The 25,652-nt window shown below is 70.4% G+C and carries 32 protein-coding genes and 1 tRNA gene; 16 read left to right on the top strand and 17 right to left on the bottom strand.

The window, feature by feature from the left end:
* The 4 genes from AB0M93_RS21755 to AB0M93_RS21770 form a co-directional block, all read right to left on the bottom strand.
* A partial coding sequence (locus tag AB0M93_RS21755) for an NB-ARC domain-containing protein (protein ID WP_364275979.1) occupies positions 1-1,478 on the bottom strand: 1,478 nt, incomplete at its 3' end.
* A gap of 221 nt (positions 1,479-1,699) precedes the next feature.
* Entirely contained in the window at positions 1,700-2,194 is a 495-nt protein-coding gene (locus AB0M93_RS21760; protein WP_364275980.1) for a hypothetical protein, read from the bottom strand.
* Positions 2,195-2,558: 364 nt separating this feature from the next.
* Positions 2,559-2,699, bottom strand: coding sequence for a pentapeptide repeat-containing protein (locus AB0M93_RS21765; RefSeq protein WP_364275981.1), 141 nt, complete (start codon positions 2,697-2,699; stop codon positions 2,559-2,561).
* Between the two features lie 11 nt (positions 2,700-2,710).
* Positions 2,711-2,950, bottom strand: coding sequence for a pentapeptide repeat-containing protein (locus AB0M93_RS21770; protein ID WP_364275982.1), 240 nt, complete (start codon positions 2,948-2,950; stop codon positions 2,711-2,713).
* 8 nt (positions 2,951-2,958) lie between these two features.
* Between AB0M93_RS21770 and AB0M93_RS21775 the strand changes: the two genes are divergently transcribed.
* Positions 2,959-3,180, top strand: a complete 222-nt coding sequence (locus AB0M93_RS21775; protein ID WP_364275983.1) for a hypothetical protein — start codon at positions 2,959-2,961, stop codon at positions 3,178-3,180.
* Here AB0M93_RS21775 and AB0M93_RS21780 read toward each other — a convergent pair.
* Positions 3,177-3,434 (bottom strand): hypothetical protein, encoded by a 258-nt coding sequence (locus AB0M93_RS21780; protein WP_364275984.1) that lies wholly within the window; start codon positions 3,432-3,434, stop codon positions 3,177-3,179. The genes AB0M93_RS21775 and AB0M93_RS21780 overlap by 4 nt on opposite strands.
* A gap of 351 nt (positions 3,435-3,785) precedes the next feature.
* Between AB0M93_RS21780 and AB0M93_RS21785 the strand changes: the two genes are divergently transcribed.
* The 4 genes from AB0M93_RS21785 to AB0M93_RS21800 all read left to right on the top strand — a co-directional run bounded on the left by AB0M93_RS21785 (position 3,786) and on the right by AB0M93_RS21800 (position 5,857).
* Entirely contained in the window at positions 3,786-3,953 is a 168-nt protein-coding gene (locus AB0M93_RS21785) for a DLW-39 family protein (RefSeq protein ID WP_003100602.1), read from the top strand.
* Positions 3,954-3,985: 32 nt separating this feature from the next.
* Positions 3,986-4,058: transfer RNA gene (locus AB0M93_RS21790), tRNA-Ala, on the top strand.
* Between the two features lie 126 nt (positions 4,059-4,184).
* Positions 4,185-5,117 carry an ATP-binding cassette domain-containing protein gene (locus tag AB0M93_RS21795; RefSeq protein ID WP_364275985.1) on the top strand — a complete coding sequence of 311 codons (933 nt, stop codon included), beginning with the start codon at positions 4,185-4,187 and terminating at the stop codon, positions 5,115-5,117.
* Positions 5,114-5,857 (top strand): ABC transporter permease, encoded by a 744-nt coding sequence (locus AB0M93_RS21800; protein WP_364275986.1) that lies wholly within the window; start codon positions 5,114-5,116, stop codon positions 5,855-5,857. Before AB0M93_RS21795 ends, AB0M93_RS21800 begins: the two co-directional genes overlap by 4 nt.
* Here AB0M93_RS21800 and AB0M93_RS21805 read toward each other — a convergent pair.
* Positions 5,841-8,948, bottom strand: coding sequence for a BTAD domain-containing putative transcriptional regulator (locus AB0M93_RS21805; RefSeq protein ID WP_364275987.1), 3,108 nt, complete (start codon positions 8,946-8,948; stop codon positions 5,841-5,843). The two genes, AB0M93_RS21800 and AB0M93_RS21805, sit on opposite strands and share 17 nt — an antisense overlap.
* Before the next feature lie 100 nt (positions 8,949-9,048).
* On the opposite strand from AB0M93_RS21805, the gene AB0M93_RS21810 reads away from it, so the two are divergent.
* Entirely contained in the window at positions 9,049-10,269 is a 1,221-nt protein-coding gene (locus AB0M93_RS21810) for a cytochrome P450 (protein WP_364275988.1), read from the top strand.
* Here AB0M93_RS21810 and AB0M93_RS21815 read toward each other — a convergent pair.
* From AB0M93_RS21815 to AB0M93_RS21825, 3 genes are read right to left on the bottom strand one after another with little or no spacing between them, the layout of a single operon-like run.
* Positions 10,247-11,635, bottom strand: coding sequence for an alpha/beta fold hydrolase (locus AB0M93_RS21815; protein WP_364275989.1), 1,389 nt, complete (start codon positions 11,633-11,635; stop codon positions 10,247-10,249). The two genes, AB0M93_RS21810 and AB0M93_RS21815, sit on opposite strands and share 23 nt — an antisense overlap.
* A 52-nt stretch (positions 11,636-11,687) precedes the next feature.
* Positions 11,688-12,326: a pyridoxal 5'-phosphate synthase gene (locus AB0M93_RS21820; protein WP_364275990.1), complete on the bottom strand. Its 639-nt coding sequence runs from the start codon at positions 12,324-12,326 to the stop codon at positions 11,688-11,690.
* Position 12,327: 1 nt separating this feature from the next.
* Complete coding sequence (locus AB0M93_RS21825) at positions 12,328-12,978, bottom strand: hypothetical protein (RefSeq protein WP_364275991.1); 651 nt, start codon at positions 12,976-12,978, stop codon at positions 12,328-12,330.
* Positions 12,979-13,060: 82 nt separating this feature from the next.
* Here AB0M93_RS21825 and AB0M93_RS21830 point away from each other — a divergent pair, with 82 nt between their 5' ends.
* On the top strand, positions 13,061-13,591 hold the full coding sequence (locus AB0M93_RS21830) for a DUF2020 domain-containing protein (RefSeq protein WP_364275992.1): 531 nt from the start codon (positions 13,061-13,063) through the stop codon (positions 13,589-13,591).
* A gap of 146 nt (positions 13,592-13,737) precedes the next feature.
* Entirely contained in the window at positions 13,738-14,190 is a 453-nt protein-coding gene (locus tag AB0M93_RS21835; RefSeq protein WP_364275993.1) for a hypothetical protein, read from the top strand.
* A gap of 64 nt (positions 14,191-14,254) precedes the next feature.
* Here AB0M93_RS21835 and AB0M93_RS21840 read toward each other — a convergent pair whose 3' ends face one another.
* Positions 14,255-14,791, bottom strand: a complete 537-nt coding sequence (locus AB0M93_RS21840; protein WP_364275994.1) for a hypothetical protein — start codon at positions 14,789-14,791, stop codon at positions 14,255-14,257.
* Positions 14,792-14,880: 89 nt separating this feature from the next.
* Between AB0M93_RS21840 and AB0M93_RS21845 the strand changes: the two genes are divergently transcribed.
* Both AB0M93_RS21845 and AB0M93_RS21850 read left to right on the top strand, forming a co-directional pair.
* A complete protein-coding gene (locus AB0M93_RS21845) occupies positions 14,881-15,405 on the top strand; it encodes a peptidylprolyl isomerase (protein ID WP_364275995.1) in 525 nt (174 codons plus the stop codon).
* A 190-nt stretch (positions 15,406-15,595) separates the two neighbouring features.
* Positions 15,596-16,396 carry a rhomboid family intramembrane serine protease gene (locus AB0M93_RS21850; RefSeq protein WP_364275996.1) on the top strand — a complete coding sequence of 267 codons (801 nt, stop codon included), beginning with the start codon at positions 15,596-15,598 and terminating at the stop codon, positions 16,394-16,396.
* On the opposite strand, the gene AB0M93_RS21855 is transcribed toward AB0M93_RS21850, so the two are convergent.
* Entirely contained in the window at positions 16,393-16,764 is a 372-nt protein-coding gene (locus AB0M93_RS21855) for a PH domain-containing protein (protein ID WP_364275997.1), read from the bottom strand. The genes AB0M93_RS21850 and AB0M93_RS21855 overlap by 4 nt on opposite strands.
* A 112-nt stretch (positions 16,765-16,876) precedes the next feature.
* Positions 16,877-17,143 (bottom strand): cell division protein CrgA, encoded by a 267-nt coding sequence (gene crgA, locus AB0M93_RS21860; RefSeq protein ID WP_033261030.1) that lies wholly within the window; start codon positions 17,141-17,143, stop codon positions 16,877-16,879.
* A 240-nt stretch (positions 17,144-17,383) separates the two neighbouring features.
* On the opposite strand from crgA, the gene AB0M93_RS21865 reads away from it, so the two are divergent.
* Genes AB0M93_RS21865 through AB0M93_RS21875 form a run of 3 tightly spaced genes read left to right on the top strand, consistent with a single transcriptional unit; the run spans position 17,384 to position 19,119 of the window.
* Entirely contained in the window at positions 17,384-18,406 is a 1,023-nt protein-coding gene (locus tag AB0M93_RS21865; RefSeq protein ID WP_364275998.1) for a class E sortase, read from the top strand.
* Complete coding sequence (locus AB0M93_RS21870) at positions 18,406-18,561, top strand: hypothetical protein (protein ID WP_043787019.1); 156 nt, start codon at positions 18,406-18,408, stop codon at positions 18,559-18,561. Before AB0M93_RS21865 ends, AB0M93_RS21870 begins: the two co-directional genes overlap by 1 nt.
* Positions 18,562-18,615: 54 nt before the next feature.
* Positions 18,616-19,119, top strand: a complete 504-nt coding sequence (locus tag AB0M93_RS21875; protein ID WP_364275999.1) for a protein phosphatase — start codon at positions 18,616-18,618, stop codon at positions 19,117-19,119.
* A gap of 140 nt (positions 19,120-19,259) precedes the next feature.
* On the opposite strand, the gene AB0M93_RS21880 is transcribed toward AB0M93_RS21875, so the two are convergent.
* The 4 genes from AB0M93_RS21880 to AB0M93_RS21895 all read right to left on the bottom strand — a co-directional run bounded on the left by AB0M93_RS21880 (position 19,260) and on the right by AB0M93_RS21895 (position 21,509).
* Entirely contained in the window at positions 19,260-19,481 is a 222-nt protein-coding gene (locus AB0M93_RS21880; RefSeq protein WP_364276000.1) for a hypothetical protein, read from the bottom strand.
* 99 nt (positions 19,482-19,580) lie between these two features.
* A complete protein-coding gene (locus AB0M93_RS21885) occupies positions 19,581-19,967 on the bottom strand; it encodes an SCO5389 family protein (protein WP_364276001.1) in 387 nt (128 codons plus the stop codon).
* 97 nt (positions 19,968-20,064) lie between these two features.
* Positions 20,065-20,799, bottom strand: coding sequence for an ABC transporter permease (locus AB0M93_RS21890; RefSeq protein WP_364276002.1), 735 nt, complete (start codon positions 20,797-20,799; stop codon positions 20,065-20,067).
* A complete protein-coding gene (locus tag AB0M93_RS21895; RefSeq protein ID WP_364276003.1) occupies positions 20,796-21,509 on the bottom strand; it encodes an ABC transporter ATP-binding protein in 714 nt (237 codons plus the stop codon). Before AB0M93_RS21895 ends, AB0M93_RS21890 begins: the two co-directional genes overlap by 4 nt.
* Before the next feature lie 169 nt (positions 21,510-21,678).
* On the opposite strand from AB0M93_RS21895, the gene AB0M93_RS21900 reads away from it, so the two are divergent.
* Together AB0M93_RS21900 and AB0M93_RS21905 are read left to right on the top strand one after the other, a co-directional pair.
* On the top strand, positions 21,679-23,502 hold the full coding sequence (locus AB0M93_RS21900) for a histidine kinase (protein ID WP_364276004.1): 1,824 nt from the start codon (positions 21,679-21,681) through the stop codon (positions 23,500-23,502).
* Positions 23,442-24,098, top strand: coding sequence for a response regulator transcription factor (locus tag AB0M93_RS21905; protein WP_364276005.1), 657 nt, complete (start codon positions 23,442-23,444; stop codon positions 24,096-24,098). Before AB0M93_RS21900 ends, AB0M93_RS21905 begins: the two co-directional genes overlap by 61 nt.
* Positions 24,099-24,162: 64 nt before the next feature.
* On the opposite strand, the gene AB0M93_RS21910 is transcribed toward AB0M93_RS21905, so the two are convergent.
* A complete protein-coding gene (locus AB0M93_RS21910; protein WP_364276006.1) occupies positions 24,163-25,026 on the bottom strand; it encodes an SDR family oxidoreductase in 864 nt (287 codons plus the stop codon).
* Between the two features lie 112 nt (positions 25,027-25,138).
* On the opposite strand from AB0M93_RS21910, the gene AB0M93_RS21915 reads away from it, so the two are divergent.
* A complete protein-coding gene (locus AB0M93_RS21915) occupies positions 25,139-25,543 on the top strand; it encodes a helix-turn-helix domain-containing protein (RefSeq protein WP_364276007.1) in 405 nt (134 codons plus the stop codon).
* The last annotated feature ends 109 nt before the right edge of the window (positions 25,544-25,652 follow it).

Consider the following 25,652-nt stretch of genomic DNA (forward strand, 5'->3'; position numbering starts at 1 on the left):
GCGGCACCGAGGTTGATCCAGGCCTTGGCTTCGCCGTGGCGGTCTCCGAGTTCGTGGAAGAGGTCGCGGGCGTTCTGGTGGGTGGTGATGGCTTCGTCGAACTGCCGCACCTCCAGCAGTGCGTTCCCGAGGTTGGTCCACGCTGCGGCGATGACTCGAGGGTCGTCGAGGGCGACAGCGGCCTCGGCAGCGTGGATGGCGACTGTGGTCCGATCCTGTAAGTATCGCCGCCAGGACTGGTATGCAGCCACGCTGCTGGCGAGGTAAGTGGTGTAGGTGAGGTGGTCGGTGCGGAGGGCGTGGGCGACCGCGGCGACTAGGTTGGTGTGTTCCGAATCGAACCAGGACATGGCGTCCTGGCGACTGGCGAAACGGTCTGAGACCGGCTGCCCGGGCAACGCCCTCAGGTGATCGTCGGCCGCGCTCGCGGTAACGCTGTAGTGATCTAGAAGGCGGGTTGTGGCTGAGGAGGAGGTATCGGGGGTGAGGAGGCTGCGGGCGTAGAGAGTGATCAGGTCGTGTAGTCGCCACCGGCCTGCGGGTGTTTGCTGCAGCAGTGACGCGGCCCGCAGCACCCGTAAACGCGGCGCGGCCGACGCCACCTCGACGTCGGCGAGGGCTGCAGCTGTGTCAGTGGCGAAGTCCGGGCCAGGGTTGATTGTCAAGAGCGGCAGCAGCGCGGCGGCGTCTGGGTCGCGGGCGATGAGGCGCCGGTAGGAGAAGTCGATGACCGCTTTGACATCTCCAATAGCGTGGGTGATGCCGGGCAGGCGGGTGTCTGCGTCGTTCAGCTGGGCGGCCAGTTCCGCTAAAGGCAGGGTCGGTTCGTCGATCAGGATTGCGGCCACGATCTCGACTGCCAACGGCAGCAATCCGCACAGCTTTACCAGCCGTACGACCGCCGCCTGGTCGGTGCCTAGGCGCGGGTCCTTTGGGCCGGCATCCTGCAAAAGGCGGGTCAGTAGCTCGACCGCGTCTGGTTCGGGAAGGACGTCCAAGGAGATCCGGCGAGCGCGGGGCAGTGCCAGGACGTCGCGAGTAGTGATCAGTGCCCGGTGCGTGGGATGACGCGGAAGCAGGTCTTCAATTTGAGCGGTGTCAGCGGCATTGTCCAGCACTAGGAGAACCCGTCGGTTGCTGGCGGCGAGTTGGTCGAGGACTTGGTGGTAGGCGCTGGCCTGCGCATCGACGGTGCTGGGTACCTGCTCGGCGGTCAGGCCCAGCTCTCGCAGCAGCCACTCATAAGTCTGTTCTGGCCGTACCGGCGGCCGGTCTGGTGTGTAGCCCCGGAGGTCGACTCGCAAGACTCCGCCGGTGAACCAACCGCGATCCGCGGCGAGCAACGCGGTGTGTTCAGCTAGGGCAGTCTTGCCGATCCCGCCCATCCCCGAGACTGCAGACACAATCACCGACGACGCGCCACCAGGCATGGTGTGGCCGTCCTGCTCCGCCTGGCTGAGGTCCAGGAGGCTCAGCAACCGCTGGACCTCAGCGTCGCGTCCCACGAACAAACCCGTGTTCCGGCCAGGGTGAAGAGCCTCAACCACCGCCGCGGATTCCGGCTCAGCAGCGGAGTTGATGACGAGCTGTGCAACAGCGCCGATCGCGGTGCCGCCTGGGCCGGCTTGGCCGCGCCCGTTGATCGCTGTGGATGTCGGCGCAGGGTGAGCATCAGGGGTGGTCGCCGGGGCAGGTGGCTCTAAGCCCGGCCCGGCTGGTGAGGGTCCGGTGTCTGCCCCTTGTACACGGTTCCCACCGCACCGAATGCATCTCCCGATCCTGAGGTGCTCGCCGTACCGGTGATCACCGTTCCGCCGGGCATCGCTACCGTTCCGCCCTGCGACAACGCCTCAGCCACCGCCGCCTGCAGAGCCTGGGCGAACTGGGTGTCATCGCGTTCCGCGGTCGTGACTGCTAGCTCCACCTTGGTCCTGGTCAGCTCCGACACTTCCCCTGACGCGATTACCTCCGCCTCCAGGGCCTTTACGGCGGGCGTTTCGCCGACCTTGCCCAGCACCAGCTCCAAAATTTTCGCCCGCGCCTTCACCGCGAGACCGTCGACGACCTCGTCTGTCACACCGTCTAGCGCTTTGCCCGCCCGACGTGCCTTGCCTGCCGCCCACGCGATCAAAGCACCCAGCACAACTTCAATACCCACCGTTTGAGCTCCCCTCGTCGACATGCCGATCTCCATGACGCAACCTAGAGTCGCCGGACCGGCCCAGAATGCAACAGCGTCCAGCGCCGCCGGGGGCCCAAGAGTTCGTCGAGTTTGAAGTCGTCGTCCGACCCGCGCCTGGAGTTGCAAGTCGCCCGTCTTCGCTCACTGCGATGAGTGACAAACTGAGTGACAACCGCCGAGATCAGCCGGAGTCGTTGACGGATGTCTACGGACGTTGAACCGCGAGGTCGCGGACCTGTCGCCTTGATCAGGTTGTCGTGATCTGCCCTGATAACGAAGAGGTCCCAGGTTCAAGTCCTGGTAGGCCCACATCGAACCCCGACTCTTTCGAGTCGGGGTTTTCGTTTTCCCCACTACGTGTTCTCGAAGTCCCGCTTCAGCACGATCCGGCCATCCCGGACTCCATAGCCGGCGGCAGCTCCAGTCGCGTAGCCGAGCACACCTGTGCGTCGGTCAGGTTGGCCTGGGACAGGTCCGCGGCGGCGCAGTTTGCTCCCGTCAGGTCCGCTTCGCTCAAGTTCGCTTCCGTCAGCAGCGCCGCTGAGGATGGTGGAACGTGAGGTTCGCCGTCGTGAGGTCCGCGCCCGTCAGATTCGCGTTCGCGCAGTTGGCGCCCCGGAGTTCGGCGGGGGTGAGGTTGGCGCTCGTCAACCTGGCGCCGGTGAGGTTGGCCGTCTGGAGGTCGACGAACGAGAAGTCCATTGCGTGGAGGTGGGCTTCGCTGAGGTCGATTGTGACGTCGGGCCAGTACAGGCTCGGCCTTCTCACGGTTGCCGGTGGCGGCGAAGGATGCGCTGCGCCGTGAAGCGAACCTGCGCTTCCTGGACCCGGTCTTCGTATCGGTCGTGCTGCTCCGGTGGTGCCGCGGCCGGTGGCTCAATGGGCAGCTTGTAGCGCATCCGCAGGTAGGCGCAGACCACGTTGACGATCGTGGGGCGTTGGTCCTCCTGCGTTTCGCCGAGGCGTTCCAGCGCGTGTCCGCGGCCGTGCGCTCCTAGTGGTTCTGGCGGCGGATGGCGAGCAGGAGCGCGAAAATGCCCGTGGTGCTGAGGCCGGTCTTGATCGCGTCGACGCGGGCGGCGCCTCGGTCGGTTGCGTGGTCGGCTTCGTTCAGCAGCCAGCTCGTTGCCGTCCATGCGACGGCCACCGCCACGATGGCCGCTGCCACCAGGATCCACCAGCTCAGCCCCGGTGTCCGCCGGTTCGGTTTCCACCAGTGGGCCGGGAACCGCCGCCGCGCGTCTTTTGCCACGCGATGGGAGTCGCCGGAGCTGGGGGTGGTGCTACAGGTCAGCCCTGCCGGGAAGAGAAGGCCGGCAGGGCTGAGCAGGCACGGTCGGCGTGCCGCACGGTCGCCTCTCGGCGAGTGGCTCGACGCGGCTCCAGCCGTACGGAACTCCGCGAAGGCGATGAGGTGAGGCCCGGGGGACACGGTGGGCACACCGACCAGTTAGTACAACAGGGCCACCCCGTCCGGTATTTCCCGGCCGGTGTGACGTGCGTTACCAGTGGTTCCACGTGGAACCACGAGTGCCTGCCACCCGCTCCCGCCCCGTGCAGTAACATCGCGGAGTAAGGGAAGCAAGCTGAGAAGGGGGCTTCGGTGAAGAAGCTGCTGGCACTCGCCGTCATCGCGGGCGGCGTTCTGTTCGTCGTCAAGCGCAACAAGGCGGCCAAGGCCGAAGCCGACCTCTGGCGCGAGGCGACCGCTCCGGTGCCCTCCACCAACGGCACCACCCCGGCCAAGCCGGCGGGCGCTTCCCACAACTGATCCTCCGCGCGGGCGGTGCGCCGCCCGCGTCCGGGGCTGTAGCTCAATTGGTAGAGCACCGCCTTTGCAAGGCGGGGGTCAGGGGTTCGATTCCCCTCAGCTCCACACCCTGAAGACGTACCCAGGGCCAGGTCACCGTGTGACCTGGCCCTTTTCGTGCGCCGGGACGCTGACTTGCCGTGTCAGGTCGGGATCAGGTCGGTGTCAGGCCGGCCGTCGAAAGTCCTTTCCATGACAGACCTGGCGATCACGGCCTCCGGGCTCCGGAAGGCCTACCACGACAAAACCGTCCTCGACGGCATCGATCTCGAAGTCGAAGCCGGCACCATCTTCTCGCTGCTCGGCCCGAACGGGGCCGGCAAGACCACCACCGTCAACGTCCTCACCACGCTCGCCAAGGCCGACGGCGGCAACGTCCGCGTGGCCGGGCACGATCTGGCCACCGAGGCCAAGGCCGTGCGGGCCGCCATCGGGGTCACCGGGCAGTTCGCCGCCGTTGACGAACTGCTCACCGGGCAGGAAAACCTGCAGCTCATGGTCGATCTCAACCGGCGTGCCCGGAAGCAGTCCGTGGCCGATCTGCTCGAACGCTTCGAACTCACCGACGCTGCGCGCAAGCCCGCCTCCACCTACTCCGGTGGGATGCGGCGGAAGCTCGACCTCGCCATGACGCTCGTCGGCAACCCGCGGATCATCTTCCTCGACGAGCCGACGACCGGGCTGGACCCGCGCAGCCGGCGGACCATGTGGACGATCATCCGCGACCTCGTCGCCGACGGCGTCACCATCTTCCTCACCACCCAATACCTCGAGGAAGCCGACCAGCTCGCCGACCGGATCGCCGTGCTGGACCAGGGGCGGCTGGTCGCCGAGGGCACTGCCGATCAGCTCAAGCGCCGGATTCCCGGCACGCACGTCCGGCTGCGGTTCACCACCGCCGCCGAACTCGACGCTGCCGCGCGCGTTCTTGCCGAATCCACAAAGGACGATGAGGCGCTGGTGCTGCGGGTGCCCGGTGACGGTGGCACCAAATCACTCCGGTCCCTTTTGGACCGGCTCGACGAGTACGCGCTCAGCGCCGCCGAGTTCTCCGTCCACACCCCCGATCTCGACGACGTCTTCCTCGCCCTGACGGGCCACGCCACGGAGGTTTCCGCGAAATGAAGTCCCACTCGATGGTGATGCTGCGCCGCAACTTCAAGCACATCGCCCGGAATCCGGTCTCCGTCTTCAACGCGGTCCTGATGCCGATCGTGGTCATGCTGATGTTCGTCTACATGTTCGGGGACGCGTTCAGCGTCGGCGTGGACTACGTCGACTACGCGACACCGGGGCTGATGCTGCTGGCCGTCTGCTACGGGCTCGGCGCCACCGCGACCGCCGTCAACTCCGACATGACCAAGGGCATCATCAACCGCTTCAAGGTCATGGACGTCTCCCGCGGCGCGGTGCTGACCGGGCACGTCGTCGCCAGCGTGCTGACCAACCTCGTGGCCATCGCGGCCCTGCTCGGGGTCGCCTTCCTGCTGGGGTTCAGCCCGGCGGCGAACTTCCTCGACTGGCTGGGCGCCGTCGGTGTCGTCGTGCTGCTCGGGTTCGCGACCGGCTGGCTCACGATCGCGCTGGGGCTGGCGGCGAAAACGCCGGAAACGGCCGGTCTGGCGTCGGTGCCGCTGGTCATGCTGCCGTTCTTCAGCAGCGCGATCGTGCCCGCGGACAAGATGGGCCCCGGTCTCAAGCAGTTCGCGCAGTACCAGCCGTTCACGCCGATCATCGAGACGCTGCGCGGGCTGCTCAACGGCGCGCCGGCCACCGGCACGCTGCTCGCCGCGCTCGGCTGGTGCGTCGGGATCGCCGTCGTCGGCTACCTGTGGGCTTCGTCCACGTTCAAGAAGCGAGCGTGACGTCGGCCAGCTCCCGCCAGCTCGCCGCCGCTCCCTCGCGCGTCGCCTCGGTGAACCTCGTGTCACCGAGGCGACGTCGTGTGGTCTCTTCGATCCGGGTCACGTCCGGTTGCGAACGGTCCGGCAGGCCCCGGACGCCGGCGCTCGCGCCGAGCAGCCGCGCGGCCTGCGCGTCCTGGTCCGTGCGGGACGCCCAGTCCGCCAGCCCGACCAGGCCCCGCGCGATCGCGAGCAGGTGTCCCGCTTCGGCCGCTGCGTCCAGCGCGGCCGCGTGGTGGGTACGCGCTTCGCCGACGTCTTCGGCCAGGTAGCCGAGCAGGTCCTGGGCCACCGCCCGGACGGCCGCTCGCTGGGCGTCCTCGCCCAGCATCTCCGTGGCGACGGCGAGCTCACGGCGGGCCTGCGCCGTGTCGCCGCGCCAGCGCGCGAGCTCCGCCTTGGCCAGCGCCAGCTCGGCCTGGGCGTCCGGCCAGGCGACGCGCTCGGCGCGCCGCTGCGCCTCGGCCAGTGCCGCCTCGCTGGCTTTTTCGTCGCCGAGCAGCCAGTACAGCTGGGCCTGCCGGGACCGCATCCGGACGACGTCCTCGATGGCGCCGACCTCGGTCACCACCTCGATCGCCTGCTCGTAGTACTCGCACGCGCCGGCGAACTCGCCGCGCGCGGCGATGCGGTCCGCCAGCTCGGTCAGCGCGAACGAAATGCCCCACCGCTCGCCCAGGGCGCGGAACTCCGCGACCGCCGTCTCGAGGAGCGTGTCCGCCTCCTGGTCGCCGTGGCCGAACTGGATCCGCATCTTGCCCAGCTGCAGCCGGGCGACCGCGCGCACCCAGGGGTCCTCGTCGGCGAGCAGCGGTTCGAACGCCGTCAGTGCCGCGTCCGGTCCGTGCAGCAGACGCTCCAGCGCGTCGGCGAACCGCAACGCCAGCTGCGGGTTCTCGACGCGGCGGCTGATTTCGTGCGCCTTGCGGATCCACTCTTCGGCGCGGAACTCGTCACTCTGCTGGCCGGACGTCACGAACTGGACGACGAACGCGTAGACCACGCCGCGGATTTCGTCCGGCACCTCGCCCGGGACGGCGGTGGCGGCCAGGACCAGCTCGTTGCCCTCCGTGCGGTGCCCGCCGAGCCACCAGTACCAGCCGGCGGCCGCGGCGAGCCGCATCGATTCCTCGGCTTCGCCCGCCGCGAGCGCGCCGCGCATCGCTGCGGTGATGTTGTCGTGCTCGGCTTCGAGCATGGCGAGCCACGCCAGCTGCGCCGCACGGCGAAGGTGCGGCTCCGCGGTTTCAGCGAGCTCGGTGAAGTACGCGAGGTGCGCCCGGCGGGTGACGTCGGCCTCGCCCGCCTCCGCGAGCCGCTGCTGCGCGTACTCCTTGATCGTGCCGAGCATGCGGTAGCGCGGTGCCTCGTCGCCGACGATGACGACCAGCGACTTCTCGGTCAGCGAGGTCAGCAGGTCGAGCACTTCGTCGCCGCCGCAGACCCGCTCGGCCGCCTCCAGGCTCGCGCCGCCGGAGAACACCGAAAGCCGGCGCAGCACGGCGCGCTCGGGGTCGGAAAGCAGCTCCCAGCTCCAGTCGATCACCGCGCGCAGCGTCCGGTGCCGGGGGAGCGCGGTCCGGCTGCCGCCGGTGAGCAGGCGGAACCGGTCGTCGAGCCGGTGGGCGAGCTGGTCGAGCGACATCGTGCGCAGCCGGGCCGCGGCGAGTTCGATGGCCAGCGGCATCCCGTCCAGCGCGCGGCAGACGCGCGCCAGCGTGCGGGCGTCCGTCGCCAGGTCCTTGCGCACCGCGCCGGCCCGGTCCCGCAGGAGCCGGACCGCCGGCGCGGCCTCGATTTCCGCGGCGTCCGCGTCTTCCGCGGGCAGGACCAGCGGCGCGACCTGCCACAACGCTTCCCCGGTGATGCCGAGCGGTTCCCGGCTCGTCGCGAGGATCCGCAGCCGCCGGCACTCTCCGAGCAGGCGGTGCGCGAACGTCGCCGCGGCCTCGATGACGTGCTCGCAGTTGTCCAGGACCAGTAGCATCGAACGCTCGCGCAGCGCGGCGATGACCCGCTCCGTCGGCTCGGCGTCCGGTGCCTCGCCGACGAGCGAGTCCCGCAGCTTGAGCGCGCCGAGCGTCGCCTGGGCGACGTCGCCGTCGGCGCCGATCGCGGCCAGTTCGACCAGCCACGCGCCGTCCGGGAAGTCGCCGAGCAGCGTGCGCGCCGTTTCCGTGGCCTGCCGGGTCTTCCCCGAGCCGCCCGGCCCGATCAGGGTGGTGAGCCGGTGTCCGGCGACGAGCTCGCGGACCGCGGCGACGTCGGCGTCCTTGCCGACGAAGCTGGTGAGCTCGGCCCGCAGGTTGGTCTTCCGGGTTTCCTCGCGACGGCCGAGTTCGCCGCGCAGCAGCGCGACGTGCACCTCGGCCAGCTCCGGGGACGGGTCGACGCCGAGGGAGTCGGCCAGCAGTTCCCGCGTGCGCTCGTAGACGAGCAGCGCCTCGGTGTCCCGGCCGGTCGCGACGAGGGCGCGCATCAGGGCGGCGACGAGCCGTTCCCGCATGGGGTGCGCGGCGACCAGGTCGGTCAGTTCCGTGACGAGGTCCGCGCCGTGGCCGTGCCGGACCTCGGCGTCGAACCGGTCCTCCAGGGCGGCCAGGCGCAGGCCCTCGAGCCGGGTGACCGCGGCTTCGAACGCCGCGCTCTCCGGCAGGTCGACGTCCTGCATGGCCGACCCGCGCCACAGGGCGAGGGCCTCGCGCAGCTGCCGGGGATCGTCGTCCTTGCGGGCCTGCCCGACGAGGCGTTCGAACCGCACGGCGTCCACGGCGTCGGGCTCGACGACCAGCCGGTAGCCGGTCGGCCGGCCGTCGACCGAGCCTTCGGGCAGCGCCTTGCGCAGCCGCGAAACCAGCCGCTGCAGGGCGTTCGCCGCCTCCGCGGGCGGGTGTTCGCCCCAGATCCAGTCGACGAGCGTCCCCTTCGGGACCACCTGGCCCGGCTCGAGCGCGAGGGCGACCAGCAGGCCCCGCAGGCGGGCGCCGGGGACGTCGGCGAGCGCGCCGTCGTCCGCACGCACTTCGAAGGGCCCCAGGATCCCGATCCGCACGCGCCGATCTTGCCACGATCGGCGGTGTCCGAGGCGTGTCAGGCCCGTGTCAGCCCGCTCGGCGATGGTCGTCGGCACAGCCACCACGAAAGGAAAGCCGATGAGCCAGACGGTCGACGTCCCGCACGGACTCCCCATGGACCGCGACGCGGGCCCCTTCGACCCGCCGAGCGCGGTCACCCGGCTGCGCGGGGCGCGCCCGGTGAGCCCGCTGGTGTTCCCCGACGGGCACGAGGGCTGGCTCGTCACCGGTTACGAAGAGGTCCGGCAGCTGATGGCCGACACGCGGTTCAGCTCGCGCCTGGACCTCGACGTGATCCACGTGCCGTACGAGACGGGCATGCCGGCCGCGACCGAGCCGTCGCCGCCGATGCCGGGCATGTTCGTCGCCATGGATCCGCCGGACCACACCCGGCTGCGCCGCAAGCTCACCGGCGCCTTCACGGTCAAGCGGATGAAGCAGCTGGAGGAGCACATCGCCGACGTCGTCGAGCGGCAGCTGGACCACCTCGCGCGGCTGGCCCCGCCGGTCGACCTGGTGAAGGAGTTCGCGCTCCCGGTGCCGTCGCTGGTGATCTGCGAACTGCTCGGCGTGCCCTACGCGGACCGGGACAAGTTCCAGGCCGACTCGGCCCAGTTCATGGTCCGGGAGCAGACGCTCGAGGAGAAGATGGGCGCGTACATCTCGCTCAACACCTACCTGACCGGGCTGGTCACGAGCAAGCGCGCCGAGCCCGCCGAAGACATCCTGTCCGACCTGGCCCGCCACGACGACCTGACGATCGAGGAGCTGACCGGCGCCGCGTTCCTGCTGCTGCTCGCGGGCCACGAAACGACGGCCAACATGCTGTCCCTGGGCACGTTCGCGCTGCTGGAGCACCCGGACCAGGCCGCCGAACTGCGCGCCGACGCGGAACTGCTGCCGGGCGCGGTGGAGGAACTGCTGCGCTACCTGTCGGTGGCCGACATCTTCTTCCGCTACGCGACGGAGGCCCTCGAACTCGGCGGCGAAACGATCACCAAGGGTTCGACGGTGGTCGTGTCACTGCTGGCCGCCAACCACGACCCCCGCCGCTTCGAGAACCCGGACACGCTGGACATCCACCGCAACGCCCGCGGCCTGCTGGCGTTCGGCCACGGCATCCACCAGTGCCTCGGCCAGCAACTGGCCCGCATCGAGATGCGCGCCGGCTTCGGCGGCCTGCTGCGCCGCTTCCCGGACCTGGCCCTCGCGGTCCCGGCCGGGGACGTGAAGCTGCGGACGGACATGAACATCTACGGGGTGCACGAACTGCCGGTCACCTGGACCCCAGGAAGCTGATCACCGCGTCCCGGCCCGCGTGGCCGCGCTCGCGGTTCTGGATCGAGTGGGACTCGCCCGGCACGATCACCAGCCGGCCGCGCGGGGCCTGCGCCGCCTCCTCGCGCGCCCACTCCATCGGCGTCGACAGGTCCCGGTCGCCGTTCAGCAACAGCACCGGGACGTTCGGCAGCGGACCCGCCGGGTTCGACCCCGGGCGTTCCGCCGGCCACGGCAGGCAGCTCTGGATAAAGCCCTGCTGCGTCGCCACCTCCGTCGTGTACGGCCAGGTCGCGCTCGGCGGCAGCGTGTGGGCGGTCAGCGACAGCAACGGCTGCCGCAGCGGGAGCGGGGTGGCCGCGGAGCCCCACGGGAAACGCTGGTCCGCGCACAGCGTCGCCGCGTGGAGGCCGGCACTGAACGACGCCGGGTCGTCGCCGCCCGATTTGTACGCCTCCAGCAGGGCGTCCAGGCGGGCCGGGGCGCCGTCGCGGGCTTCGTGGAGGGCGCCGATGATGTCGCCCGCCTGCGGGTTGCGGTAGGTCGGGTCGAGGAATTCGTACGACACGACCGTGTCGAAGATCCGGACGCCGTCCGCCGTGCCGCGGTGGCGGACCACCCACGCCAGGTCCTCGGCCGGGTCGTAGCCGCAGGCCGGGGCCACCGCGCACGCCGCGCGCAGCACGCGGGCCTCCGCCGTCAAGCCCGTCAGGTACAGGGAAGCCGACGCCGTCGCGTGGTGCGGCAGCACCGAATCGAGGATCACCTTGCTGACGTGGTCCGGGTGCGCGATCGCGTACCGCGCCGCCGTGAACGAGCCGTACGAGACGCCGTCGACCACCAGCTTCGGCACGCCCAGTGCCTGCCGCAGCCGGTCGAAGTCCGCGACGGTCTGGTCGGTCGAGTACAGCGGGGCCGTCCTGCCGAGGATGGCCGCGCATTCGCGCACGGCGTCAGGGGACGGCGTCGCGATGTCCGAACTGCCCATCTGCGCCTGCAGGCCCGGGCACTGCAGCGCCCCCGACGGGCCGGTGCCGCGCTGGTCCAGCATGACGATCCGGTAGTCCTTCGCGACTTCCGGCAGCCGCTGCTTCGCGATGCGCGTGATCGTGCCGACGCCGCCCTGGCCGGGGCCGCCGGTGAGGAACAGCAGCACGCCCTTGGGCGCGGTCACGTTGTCCGCCGTCGCCACCGGGAGGCCGATCGTGCCCGGTACGCGGCCGGTGTGGTCGAGCGGGACGGTCAGGATCGAGCACGTGAACCCCGGCTGGCCCGGGCACGGGTGCGGATCCGCCAGCTTCGGTCCCCCGGGACGCGCGTCGGCCACGCCGCCGAGGGCGGCAGTCAGCGCCAGGACCAGCCCGGCGGTCAGGATCTTCGAGCGCATACCTGCATCATGCGCACACGCGGGCCGAGCGCGCATACCCCCGAACGGCTCGTCACGGCCAGAGGCGCTCGCGGACCCAGCCGCCGTCGGACTTCCGGTACCGCAGCCGGACGTGCCGCCGGTCGTGGCTGGCCTGCCAGAACTCGACCTCGTCCGGGTCGACGAGGTACCGCGTCCAGGTTTCCGGGGCCACGTCCGGGTTCTCTTCGACCCAGCGTTCCGCTTCCGCGGCCGCCGCGGCGAGGTCCGCCGGGTCGTGCAGCACCTGCGACTGGTGTCCGATGAACGCCTCGACGCGGGAGGCGGGCGGCCGGGCGAGGAAGTCCGCCGCGGAGACCTCGGGCGCGGCCGGGGACACCGGGCCGCGCAGCCGGACCTGGCGACCGCGGCCGGGCCAGAAGAACGTCAACGCCGCGCGCGGGTCCTTGCGCAGCTGCAGCCCCTTCGGGCTTTCCGAGCTGGTCGCGACCGCCCAGCCGGCCGGCCCGACGTCCTTGAGGATCACCACGCGCGCGTCGGGCGCGCCGTCGGCGTCCACAGTGGACAGCGTGACGGCGTGCGGCGCGAGCACGTGCTCACCCGCTTCGCTCAGCCACTCGAGGAACAGCGCCTGCGGGTCCGCCGGCGCCGTTTCCGGCGTGAACACGGGAAGTTCTTCGGGGAACGACGGCCAGCCGCGCAACTGCACCATGTCAGTAACCGTACGGGCCCTGCTGGGGCTGGTGCCCCGGCGGTGGGTAGACCGGCGGCTGCGGGCCGCCCGGGCCGACGACCGGCGGGGGCGGAACCTGCGGTGCCGGCGCGGGCATCGGCAGCTGGGGTTGCTGTTGCGCCTGCTGCCACTGCACCTGCTGGTAGACCTCCGCGGGCTGCGGGAAGCAGTACGTCAGCTTGGCGTTGACCGAACCCTGAATGGCCGCACCCCAGAACTTGCCGCCGACGAACGCGTACAGCTGCCCGGCCGAGAGGTCCACGGCGACCATCCGCGTCTCGCCGCCGAACTGGTTGCCCGACTTCGCCGACGCGGCCTGCGCCGCGTCCGGGTACACGCGCTGGCCGACGAGCCCGGCGATGACCACCGAAGCCGCGGTCCAGCCCATGGTGCCGACCAGGTTCGCGCGGGCGTGCTGCGTGGCGCGGCCGGTGAAGTCGTACAGCGCCGCGGCCGAGACCTCGGGGCAGGCGGCCGCGATGACGCAGTAGTTCATCGTCGTGAGGAGCACCGACTCGGTGAACAGGCCGGCGACGGCCGTCGCGGGCCCCATCGGCACGGTGTGCAGCCGGCCGCCGGCCCGCTGGATGCGCTCGGCCATCGCGCCGAGGTACTGCTCGGGAGTGAGCACGCGGCCATCGTCGCACGCGCGGTCGTCACGCCGACGTCAGCCAGCGGTTTTCACACATGCTTCGTGGTTGACTGTCGGCGCTATGCGACGACTCGTACTTCTCGCGCCCGCCGTGGCCCTGCTGGCCGGCTGCAGCGCCACCATCGTGACCGGCACCGCGGCACCCAGCCCGCCGTCCGCGTCCACCGCGGCGGGTGCCGGCAGCCTGCCGCCGGATCCCCAGCCGGGCGCGACCGAGGACTGCCCGTACCTCGACAGCGAAGTCGTGGCCGAGGCGAACGGCCAGCACGTGTCGAAGGTGCGCGTGTCCGCCGACCAGCCGCACCCGGCGTGCTTCTTCTATCGCCCGGACGGGAAGATCCAGCTCACCGTCCGTGTCTACGTCGGGGACGCCAAAACGGCGACGGCGCTGGTCAACAAGGCGGCGCCGGTCGACTCGTCCAACCCGGCGAGCGACCCTTCCGGCTGGAAGGGGGGCTATTTGTCGACCGACGACGGCGCGGTCTACGCGGTCGCGAAGGGGTCGGCGGCGGTCATCGCGACCACGAACCAGAAGCAGAGCGTCAAAGCACGCACAGTGGTCAAGAAGACTATCTCCGCCCTGAAGCTCTAGGTAGCGACCTCCACACGGGTGAGTGATGTTGATCTTGTATTACCCTGTGCGTCACGCGCAGGCTTCGTGGACTCGCGCACCGCAGCCACCGGGGACCCCCACCCCGGGGCGGGGCACCAACTCTGCAACGACAAAGGACAAGATTCGTGGCTGACACCCTCAAGGAAATCCTGCTCGACTCCGGCCGTCGCCCGGCTGTCGTCTCCGACTTCGAGACCCTCGTCGACGCCGAGGTCTCGGACAAGGGCGGCGTTTCGGGTGCCGTCGTGAAGACCGGCTTCGCCGCGGTCAAGAAGATCAAGCCGGGCATCATCCCCTCGGCCGTCGACACGCTGCTGCCGGACTTCGCCTCCGCGCTCGAGCCGTTCTACGGTGACTACCGCGCCAAGGGCGGCAACGACTTCGGCGCCTACCTGTCCAGCCGCTCGGACGAGGCCTCCGACGCGCTGCTGAGCGTCACCGACTCGCGCGCGGAGAAGAGCAGCCGCGACAGCATCAAGAAGGTCTACTCGAAGCTGCGCCCGAACGGCAAGAAGAACGTCGAAGAGGCGCTGCCGCGGCTCGGCCAGCTGATCGACAAGCACGCCGCTGCTGTCTGATCGGTTCCCAGGCACGACTGAAGAGGCCCCCGGCTGCACCCCCGGGGGCCTCTTCGCGTCTTGTTCAGTTCTTCTTCTCGGCGGGCGCCGAGGACGGCGCCTTGCCGTTCGCCTGCGGGGTCGGCTTCGCCGCTTCGGCGGGCTTCGGCGCAGGCGGGGTGGCCTTCGGCGGCGCGGGCGCGACCGGGGGCTCCTGCTTCGAACGGAGGGCGTAGGCGGCGCCCGCGCCGACCACGACCAGGCCCAGCAGCCACGGCCACTTGCGACGGCTGCGGGTGCCCTTGGCGGCCGACTTGGCCTCGGACAGCGCGGCGTAGAAGTCCTTCTTCGCCGCCTTGAAGTCCTTCTTGCCGCGGCGCTTCGACTCGCCGGCCGCCTTCGCGGCCTTGATGGCGGCCTTCTTCGCCTTGCGACCCGGCTTGCGCAGCTCGGACAGGCGCGCGAGCGCCTCCTGGCGAGCGGCCTTCGAGCTCTTCTTGAGCTCCTTGCGGGTCAGTTCCGTCTTCTTCGCGAGCTTCTTCTGCGCGCGCCGCCCCTGCTTGACACCCTCGGTGACGAGTTTGTCGGCGGTCTCGACGGCCTGGGCTGTCGCCCGGGACATGGGCTTCACCTCATCATTCGTTTTGACACTGCTCTGTTACCCGTAACCTATCGTGCCCCTTTTTCCGGAGCTGCGCCGCAGATGGCACGATGAGGTCCGTGAAAGCTACGCTGCACACCAACCAGGGTGACATCCACCTGAACCTGCTCCCGGACCACGCGCCGAAGACGGTCGCGAACTTCGTCGGGCTCGCGGAGGGCACCAAGGAGTACACCCAGCCGAACGCGGCGGGGACGAACTCCGGCCCGTTCTACGACGGTTCGATCTTCCACCGGGTCATCGACGGCTTCATGCTGCAGGGCGGCGACCCGACCGGCACCGGCCGCGGCGGCCCCGGCTACAAGTTCGGCGACGAGTTCCACCCGGAGCTGCAGTTCAGCAAGCCGTACCTGCTGGCCATGGCCAACGCGGGGCCCGGCACGAACGGCTCGCAGTTCTTCATCACCGTCGCGCCGACGACGCACCTAAACTTCCGGCACACGATCTTCGGCGAGGTGGCCGACCAGGAGTCGCGCAACGTCGTCGACGCGATCGCCCGGACCGCGACGGGGCCGGCGGACCGTCCGCTGACCGACGTCGTCATCGAGAAGGTCACGATCGACCACGAAGGCTGAGCCGGCCGGGTTTCGGTAGGTTGGTTGCATCGTGAACCAACCGCCGAACCCCGCCGCCGAGCAAGCCGCGTTGCCCGGGTGCTGGTGGCACCCGAACCGCCCGACCGGGCTGAGCTGTTCCCGGTGCGGGCGTCCGGCATGCCCGGATTGTCTCCGCGATGCCCCCGTCGGCTTCCAGTGCACCGACTGCGTGCACACCGGTGGCCAGCAGCAGCGCCGTCAGCACCGCGGCTACCAGGAAGCCGGCTTCGGCCAGCGCACGGTCTTCGGCGCGCGGCTGTCCCAGTCGGTGCTCGTCACCCAGGTCATCCTCGCGGTGAACGTCCTGGTCTTCCTGGTCACGGTCCTCCAGGCGGGCAGCCTGAACGACAACGACCTGTCTTCGGCGTTCCAGCACGGCGCCCTCTACGGCGACGCGACCCTCGGCCACGGCGAGTGGTGGCGCGTCCTGACCAACGGGTTCCTGCACTACGGGCCCATCCACATCGCGGTCAACATGTTCTCGCTGTGGATGATGGGCCGGTCGCTGGAGCAGGTCACCGGCCGCGGCCGCTACCTGGCGCTCTACTTCGTCTCCATGCTCGGCGCCTCGGCGGCGGTGCTGCTGTTCGGCAACCCCTCCGGGTACCCCGGCACGGTGGGCGCCTCCGGTGCGCTGTTCGGCCTGATGGGCGCCTACGCGGTCACCGTGCTGAAGTTGCGGCTCAACCCCACCGGCCTGCTCATCACGCTCGCGCTGAACGCGTTCATCACCTTCGGCATCCCGGGTATCTCGATCTGGGCCCACGCCGGCGGCCTGGTGACCGGGGCGCTGGTCACCGTCGCGCTGCTCTACGCCCCCGAGGTCGGCCAGGTGCGCTGGCAGGCGATCGGCATCGGGATCATCACCGTCGCGATCATCGGCCTGATCGTCTACCGGGGCGCGCAGTTCTCGCCGGAAACCTGCCAGTTCGTCCAGTTCCCGTTCGGCCGGTACTACGTCTGCGCTTAGCTGCGCAGCGTGCTGAGGACGTCCAGGACGTCCCGCGGGTCCTCGCCGAGGTCCAGCCACCCGAAGACGTACAGCTGGTCGTCGTGCTCGATTTCGAGCGTGACGCCGTCGCGGCCCATCCGGCGGGTGGTGCGCAGCCGGGTGCGGGTCTGCGCCCACGGCAGCCGGTGCGTGCCGCCCAGCGTCCGGGCCACCAGCCCCTCGGGGCCGGCGGCCAGTCGTGGCCGGACGACGGTGGCGTGGACGGCGAACGCGCCGACGGCCACCGCGGCGAGGGCGAACAGCACCAGCCCGCCGCGGTCGCCGGTCAGCGCGTCGGCCACGACGCCGGCCAGCAGCAACGCCGTGACCGCCCAGGCCGATACCACAACCGCCTGGCGGGGCGCCCAAGAGGTGGCGTAGTTATCCACAGGGGTTATCCACACTGGGGATGAGTCACACCGCTGTAATTCGACGTCAAGCGGCCGTTCGGCGTAATTATCAACGCCAGCGCATGGTCATGAGCAGGCCCGCGATCATCAGGGCGAACCCGCCGGCGAAGTTCCAGTTGCCCAGGTCGGCCATCCAGGAGATCTTGTCCCCGGCGATGTAGTTCACCAGCAGCCACACCAGGCCCACGAGCATCAGCCCGAACATGGGGATCTTCCAGGCGAGGCCGGTGGGGCCTGCGGCCCGCACCTTCACCGGCGTGCGCCGGTCGGCAGGCGGGGTGTAAGCGGTCTTCTTGCGGACCTTGGACTTGGGCATCGTGTGTTCCTCGCGGTGCTCTTCGGGCTCGTCTGGTGGCGATGTCCCGCTGAGGGTGCGCAACCAGCGCCACGTGCACACGTTAACGTAAACGACCGCAGGAAAGCAGCGGCCAGGAGTGGTCGGATTTCCCGGACCGTGACAACGGGGTCACCCAGGGTTCGACGCGGCTTGAGAGGAGCTTGCGTGGCTACGCGCGAAGGACCGGATGACGACCGGCGCAGACACCCCGGTCAGCCCATGCCGCAGCGTCGTCCCGGCCCGCCCCCGCGCGGCCAGGTGCCGCCCCAGCCGCCGCAGCGCGGCCCCCAGGGCCAGCCGCCGCGGCGTCCGCCGGGCCCCGCGCCCCGCCGCTACGCCGGCCCGCCTCCGCCGCCCGGCGCGAACGAGGAGACCGTCATCTTCGCCCCGGTCGGCAAGGGCGGCACGGCGACCAAGGAGAAGCCGGCCCCGGCCCCGCTCGGCAAGGGCGGCGTCGCGATCCGGACGGCCGGCGAAATCCTCATCACGCTCGGCCTGGTCGTGCTGCTGTTCATGGTCTACGAGCTGTACGTGACCGACCTGTTCTCGGCGGGCAAGCAGTCCGAGGCGAGCGACCAGCTCGACGGCGAGTGGGCGCACGACCGCACGCTGCACCCCGAGCTGGTCGACGGCAAGGCGTTCGCGCGCATCCACATCCCGACCTTCGGCGTCGACTACAACTTCACGATCCAGGAGGGCACGGACGACGCCGCCCTCGAAGTCGGCCCCGGCCACTACAAGGGCACGTCGCTGCCCGGCGAGCCCGGCAACTTCGCCGTGGCCGGCCACCGCGTCGGCAAGGGTGCCCCGTTCAACGACCTGGACAACCTCTCGTCTTGTGACCAGATCGTGATCGAAACCTCCACCGACTTCTACATCTACAAGGTCCTGCCCTACGACGACGAGGTGAAGGACTGGGCGGGCGGCAAGGGCGCCGACCCCAAGTGCAAGGGCGTCTCGACCCTGCGCGACCCGAACGCCGAGGACGGCGGCGCCTACAGCGAGACGTTCGGCCGCAAGGTCGTGCTGCCGAGCGAGGGCACGGCGGTCAACCCGGTCCCGTACAAGGGCGCGGACGCGCTGCCGAAGGCCCAGCAGGCGGCCCTGCTGACGCTCACCACCTGCCACCCCCAGTTCTCCGCCCGCGAGCGGCTCATCATCACGTCGGTGCTGACCCAGCAGGTGCCGAAGAACCAGGTCAAGGACTACGGCGACCTGCTGTCGAAGATCGGGGAAGCCTGATGTACGCCTGGATCTGGCGGAAGCTGCCGGGCCCGTTCGCGGCGAAGCTGACGATCGCGGTCGTGCTGGTGCTCGGCGTGGTGGCGCTGCTGATGTTCGTGGTGTTCCCGTGGCTGGAGCCGCGGCTGTGGTTCAACGAGGTCGCGGTCAACTGAGCGGAACCCACCGGGCGGCCGGTCCGTTGCTCCTGGCGGGGAGAGGGGCTGGACGTGAAGACGCGGCAGAAGGATCGTGGCAACCCGCCGCCGGTGGACCCGTGGAACGAGATCCGGCCGGGCCTGTGGATGGGCGGGCACATCCGGGTCGGCGCGGCGGGCGAGGAGCCGGTGGTGGTCGGACGCGAGTTCGACCTCGTGCTGAGCCTGTACCACCGAGACGGCCACGGCCCGGCTCCCGGCGTCGAGCACCGCTTCGCCGAGATGCCGGACGGGCCGCTGACCGACGCGCAGATCGGTGAGGTCGAGCGGTTCGCCGGGCTGGCGGCCGAGGCGGTCCGCGCGGGGCGGCGGACTCTCGTGCGCTGCCACGCCGGGCAGAACCGGTCCGGCCTGGTGGTCGCCCAGGCGCTGGTCGAACTGGGGCTGGAGCTCCCGGCGGCGATCGCCCTGGTCCGGCAGCGGCGCGGGCCGGGGGCGCTGAGCAACGAGCTGTTCGTGCAGTACCTGGAGAGCGGCCTGCCGATCGCCCGGCTGCTGACCGGGCTCGGTTCTTGAGGTTCGGCGTCTTCCTGGTCAGCGGCCGCTTCCCCGGCCAGGTAGTCCGCCGGTCGGTTCGGGCCGCCGAGGAGGCCGAGGAGGTGGGCAGAACTGAAGGCGAGCCCCCGGCAACACGCCGGGGGCCCTCCTCGAGTCGGCTACGCCTGATCCCACTTGATCTCGCGACCTCGCCACTCGGCGGTCGGCAGCGTCTGACCGACGGCTTCGGCTGCCGCGATGCGCTGGTCGTCGTACTGGTCCAGTGCCTCCTCGACCGCCACGCGGTCGGCGGGGTCGACGCCTTCGAGCGCCTTGCGCATGCCGGCGGCAGTCGCCGGCGGGATCAGCGTGGCGTGGAACTTCAACTCTTCGAGCTGCACAGCGAACTCCTGTTCGTTCCGGGGGGTCCCCTCTACCTCCTAGGTGGGGAGACCTGGATCCGGACAGGAGGTCAAAGCCTGGCGCGAGAGCTCGGCCAGTCAGCAGTCGCGCAGTTCCGGGCTCTGGTTGAGCAGCTGACCCCGCGGCGAGACGAACGCCCGGTACCGCTCACCGTCCACTTCGGACTGGCGGAACACCGCCACCCGGTGGCAGTTCTGGAACGCCAGCTTGACGCCGAAGTGGCGCTCGAGGCCGCCGCGGATGGCGTCCGAAGCCAGGGCTCGCAGCAGCTGGCCGCGGGCCGCTTCGCTCGGGGGTGGGGTCTCGTTGTCGGCGAAGCCGGTTTCCTCGGCGTCGGCGATGACTCCGGTGATGACCGCCCAGGCGTAGGGCAGGGATTCCTTGACGCACGTGACGAACTCGGCGTCGGTGACCTCGCCTCGCTCGGCCTTCTCCAGCAACGCGGGTGACACGTCCAGGGACATCGAACCTCCAGTTTGAGCAGGGCCACCCTCCTGGCTACCGGCCGGGTGGCGCCGCCACAAGAGAAAACGATGATCATCACCACTTTGGCGGAAGGGGTCACTCCCAGCGGAACAACCGGGCCGCCAGCGCCGTGCCGAGCACCGCGAACGCGGCCAGCGCCGCCAGCTGCAGCGGCTGGACGCCCGTGCCGACCCAGGTGTCCTGCAGGGGCTGCGACCCCGGCGGGACGTAGTCGCCGATCCGCTGCAGCACCGACGGCAGCAGCGGCCGCGGCAGGTACACGCCGCCGAAGAACATGATCGGGACGAACGTGATCATCGCCAGGCCGCCCGCGCTCTTGGCCGTGCCCGCGATCGACGCCGTGATCAGGCCCAGCGAGAACGTCGAGACCACGCCCAGCAGCAGCGTCACCGCGAACATCAGCGGGTGCTTCGGCAGCGGGACGTCGTAGACGGCGTTGGCCAGGCCGAGCACCAGCGCGATCCCCGCCAGCGCGACCACGGCGTGGATCACCAGCTGGGCCACCAGCAGGTTCGCCGGGTGCACCGGCGTCGTCGCCAGCCGGCGCAGCACGCCCTGCTCGCGGTAGGCCGCGACGGCGGCCGGGATCGACTGCAGCGCCAGCATCGCCAGGCTGATGACCACCAGCGACGGCACCCAGGCGTCGATGAACCGGTAGCCGCCGGCCGCGTCGCTCGGCTTGGTCATGCCCGGGATCGCGCCGATCGCGAGCAGCAGGACCGACGGCAGCAGGACGCCGGCGATCGCCATGAACGGCGAGCGGAGGAAGATCTTCGTTTCGGTGGCGGTGATCTTGGTGAAGGTGCTCATCGGGCGCTCCTGGTCAGCGAGACGAACGCGTCGTCCAAAGTGGATGCTCCGGCCGCGGCGCGGAGCTCGGTCGGGGTGCCGGTGGCGACCACGCGGCCGGCGTCGAAGATCGCGACGCGGTCGCAGAGCCGCTCGGCCTCGTCCATGAAGTGGGTGACCAGCAGGACCGTCACGCCGGTGGCGCGGACGCCTTCGACCAGCTGCCACGTTTCGCGGCGGGCGTGCGGGTCGAGCCCGGTGGTCAGCTCGTCGAGGATCGCCAGTTCCGGCTGCCCCACCAGCGCCAGCGCGATCGACACGCGCTGCTTCTGGCCGCCGGAGAGCTTCCCGAAGTAGCTGCGGGCGTGGTCGCGCAGGTCGAGCTGGTCGAGCAGGACGTCGATGTCGGCGGGCCGCGGGTAGAAGGAGGCGAACAGCTCCAGGGCTTCGCGCACCCGCAGCTTCGCGGGCAGCTGGCTCTCCTGCAGCTGGACGCCGACGCGGCGGGTCAGCTCGGTGTGGTCGGCCGCCGGGTCGAGGCCGAGCACGGAGATCGTGCCGCCGTCGGCCCGGCGCAGGCCCTGGAGGCATTCGACGGTGGTCGTCTTGCCGGCGCCGTTGGTCCCCAGGATGCCGAAGATTTCGCCGCGCTCGACGGTGAACGAAACGCCGTCGACCGCGACCCGGTTGCCGTACTGCTTGCGGAGGTCGGTGACTTCGATGAGTGGCATGGCTACGAAACTACGAACCGGCGGCCGTCCGCGGTATGACGCTGAATCCCCAGCTCAGGTAGCGTTTTGCTGAAGCCGGGGTGGGGCTGGGCCCACCCCGTTCGTGGGGCTTCGGGCAGTGCGGTGGCGTGGCCGGTTCGGCGAGGATTCCCCGGAAAGGAGGTGCCGGATGACGTACCTGCGTGCCGTCGGCCGGGCGTTCGGGCTGGCCGCGTTCTCGTTGCTCAGCTGGGTGGACGTCCTGATCCAGCTGCTCACCTTCGCGTTGCTGTGCGTCGGGCTGGTCTTCTTCTTCGGCCCCACGCTGCTGTGGGCTCGTGGCCGCTCGGCGCGCATGCGCGTGCTGGCCGGGCGCTGGTGCGGCGTCGGGATCGAGGCGCCGTACCTGCCCGAGCCGCCGGCGCCCGAGCGGGAGCGCGACGGCTGGTACCGCGACGGCAACCAGCTCTACAAGCGGGCGTTTTGGATCAGCTGGCAGCACCGGCTCACCTGGGCGATGGAAGACCCGGCCACGAACCGGGAATTCCTGTGGCAGCTGGTGAACCCGCTGTGCACGCTGCTGCTGCCGGTGGCCACCCTCCTCGGCGGCCCGGTGGTCCTGCGCGGCTACGGCCGGTGGACGCGCTGGTGGATCGGGCCGCGCCCGCCCGCCGATCCGGCTCGCAAGAACTGGCTGCACCGGCACGTCGAAGCGCTGGGGCACCAGGCCGGGCTGTTCGCGGTTTCGGTGGTGCAGCTGGTCTTCGCGAGCTTCCAGCTGGTCGTCATGATCTTCTTCATGCCGGTGGCCACGCCGGTCGTGCTGGCGAACCGGACGATCACGGACACCCTGCGCCGCGAGATCGGGAACTGGACCGGGGTGCAGATCGCGCGGCCGTACCTGCCGCCGCCCGGGCTGCCGGTGCCCCGCGCCGACGGGCTCTACCAGGTCGGCCGGCAGCTGTACGAAGAGCCGTTCTGGCCGGTCCAGCACGCCCGCACGCGGTGGGTCTACCGCGACCGCGCCACCTGGCGCGACCTCGCCGGCAGCCTGCTCGTCCCGCTGGTTTCGTTCGTCCTGATCCTGCCGACGGTGGCGCTGGTCGGCCGGGGCGTGACCGGCCTCGGGGCGCTCTGGATCTGGCGGCTGTTCGTGTCGCCGCGCATCGACTGGTCCCCGTTCCCGGCGGTGTCGACGCACCTCGGCGCGCTCGCGCAGACCCCGGTCATGCTGGCGATGGTGTTCGCCGGCCTAGCAGCTGCGCCGTGGCTCGCGCGCCGGCAGGCCCGCTTCGCCCGCGTGTGGTTCGGGCCGACCGAGTCGACGCGGCTGGCCCAGCGCGTCGAACGGCTGAAGCAGACCCGGTCCGACGTCACGGTGACGCAGGCGGCGGAGCTGCGCCGGATCGAGCGCGACCTGCACGACGGCATCCAGTCGCGGCTGGTCGCGATGGGCATGAAGCTCGGCGCGGTCGAAGCGCTGGTCGACACCGACCCGGCGGCCGCGAAACGGCTCGCGGCGGAGTTGCGGACGGCGTCGTCGGAAGCGCTGACCGAGCTGCGGGTGCTGATCCGCGGCATCCACCCGCCGGTGCTGTCCGAACGCGGGCTGCTGGACGCAGTGCGCGCGCTGGCCATGGACAGCCCGCTGAAGGCCGAGGTCACGGGCTCGCTGCCGGGCCGGGTCGAGGAGCCGGTGGAGGCGTGCGTGTACTTCGCGGTGTCGGAATTGCTCGGCAACGCGGCGAAGCACGGCGCGAAGCGGGTGTCGATCGAGGTGTCCTTCGCCGACGACCTCCTGACGGTGGTGGTGACCGACGAAGGCCCGGGCGGCGCGAACCCGGCCCGGGGTTCGGGATTGCGGGGAATCGAGCGCCGGCTGGGCGGCTTCGACGGTAGGTTGACGCTGACCAGCCCGATCGGCGGCCCGACGAAGGCGACCCTGGAGATCCCGTGTCAGATCGACCTCGAACCCTCGTCGCCGAGGACCAGTACCTCCTCCGAGACGGCCTGACCCACCTGCTGACCGCCCACGGCTTCGACGTCGTCTCGGCGGTCGGCAGCGGCCCGGAACTGGTCGCGGCCCTGCGCAAGGAACGCCCGGATGTGTCCATTGTGGACGTCCGGATGCCGCCGACGAACACCGACGAGGGCCTGCAGGCCGCGCTCGACGCCCGCCGGGAGGTGCCCGGCCTGCCGATCCTCGTGCTGTCCCAGCACGTCGAGCAGCTATACGCGCGCGAGTTGCTGGCCGACGGCACGGGCGCGATCGGCTACCTGCTGAAGGACCGCGTCTTCAACGCCGAGCAGTTCATCGACGCGGTCCGCCGGGTCGCCGCCGGCGGCACGGTGATGGACCCCGAGGTGATCGCGAAACTGGTGGCGGGCAACGCGTCGGACCCCCTCGCCGCGCTGACCCCGCGGGAGCGCGAGGTCCTGTCGCTGATGGCGGAAGGCTGTTCGAACGCCGCGATCGCCGCGAAGCTGCACTTCAGCGAGGGCGCGGTGGGCAAGCACACCGCGAACATCTTCGCCAAGCTCGACATCACGGCGTCGGACGACACGAACCGCCGCGTGATGGCGGTCCTCGCCTACCTCGGCCGCTCGTGAGCGGTAAGGCGAGTTAGAACTCGCCTTACCACTCACGACCCCTAGCCACGTCACGAGTTCGACCTCAGGGATGCAGGGCGACCTCGAGTGCCTCGGCCAGGGTCACGGGTGGGCGGCCGATCAGGCGGCGCAAGTCGCCGGAGCCGGTGTACATCTCGCCGCGGTTCATGCCGCGGTCGGCGTCAGCGAGGACCTCCGCCAGCTCGGCGGGTAGGCCCGCGGCGGCCAGTACCTGGGCGAAGTCGGCCACCGGGAGGTCAGCGTAGGTAACCTGCTTTCCGGCCGCGGCGGAGACCGCGGCGGCGAGCTCGGTCAGGGTGAAGGATTCGTCGCCGCCGAGCTCGTACACGGCGCCGGTGTGGCCTTCGGCGGTGAGGACGACCGCTGCGGCCTCGGCGTAGTCGGCGCGGGACGCGGCGCTGATCCGCCCCTCGCCCGCGGCGCCGACGACGGCGCCGTTCTGCAGGATCTGCGGCAGTTGGCTGGTGTAGTTCTCCAGGTACCAGCCGTTGCGCAGCACCACGGTGGGGATTCCGCGGTCCCGCAGGTACTCCTCGGTCTCGCCGTGCGTGGCGCCGATGACGGTGGTGGCCGTGTCCGCGTGCGTCGTGCTCGTGTACGCCACCAGCGACACGCCTGTGGACGCTGCGGCGTCGATCACGCGGCGGTGGTTGGCGAACCGCTCGCCCACGGGGACCGAGGCCGAGATCAGCAGCAGCCTGTCCGCCCCCGCGAATGCCTCGGCCAAGCTGTCGGTGTCCGCGAAGTCGGCGCGGCGTACCGTGATGCCCCGGTCGGCCAGGTCCTTGATCCTGGCGATGTCCCGGCCGGTCGCGATGATGTCCGCGGCCGGGATCCCGCGCCGTAGCAGTGCCTCGACGGTGAGCCTGCCCAGCTGGCCGGTGGCTCCGGTGACGACGATCGACATGATGGTCATTCCTTTCTTCCGCGGAAGCCAGAATGACCTGGACACTCTCCACTGGGGAGTAGCCACTTCTTGGTAGGGTACTTACCGGACCGAAAGTAATGAGGTGAGCCGGATGGCTGCTGCCGAGAACGTGACCGGGCTCATCTCGTCATTCGATCCGTACGAGCGCGGCTGCCCGTCGCGGGACCTGCTCGATCAGATCGGCAGCAAGTGGGCGGTCCTCGTGCTGGGCGAACTCGGCCGGAACGGCGCCTCCCGGTTCAGCCGGCTCCGGCAGGCGCTGGCAGGCGTGAGCGAGAAGATGCTCACCCAGACGCTGCGCACCCTCGAACGCGACGGGCTGGTCAGCCGGACCGTCTACCCGGAGGTGCCGCCGCACGTGGAGTATGAGCTGACCGCGCTCGGCCAGACGCTGCGGGAACCGCTGAAGGCGCTCACGGAGTGGTCCGTGCTGCACATCGAAGAAGTCATCAGCGCCCGCGAAGAGTACGACGACCGCACTGAGCGCACCAGGTGATCGGCGGCCGGCGGTCCTCGCCTACCTCGGCCGGGGGTGGGTGTTGGGGTGGGGGATGTTACAACTGTATAAACACCACTCCCAAACCCCCCCCCACCCCCCCGGGGGA

Origin of the sequence: Amycolatopsis sp. NPDC051102 (genome assembly GCF_040682815.1) — a bacterium.
Lineage (GTDB): Bacteria > Actinomycetota > Actinomycetes > Mycobacteriales > Pseudonocardiaceae > Amycolatopsis.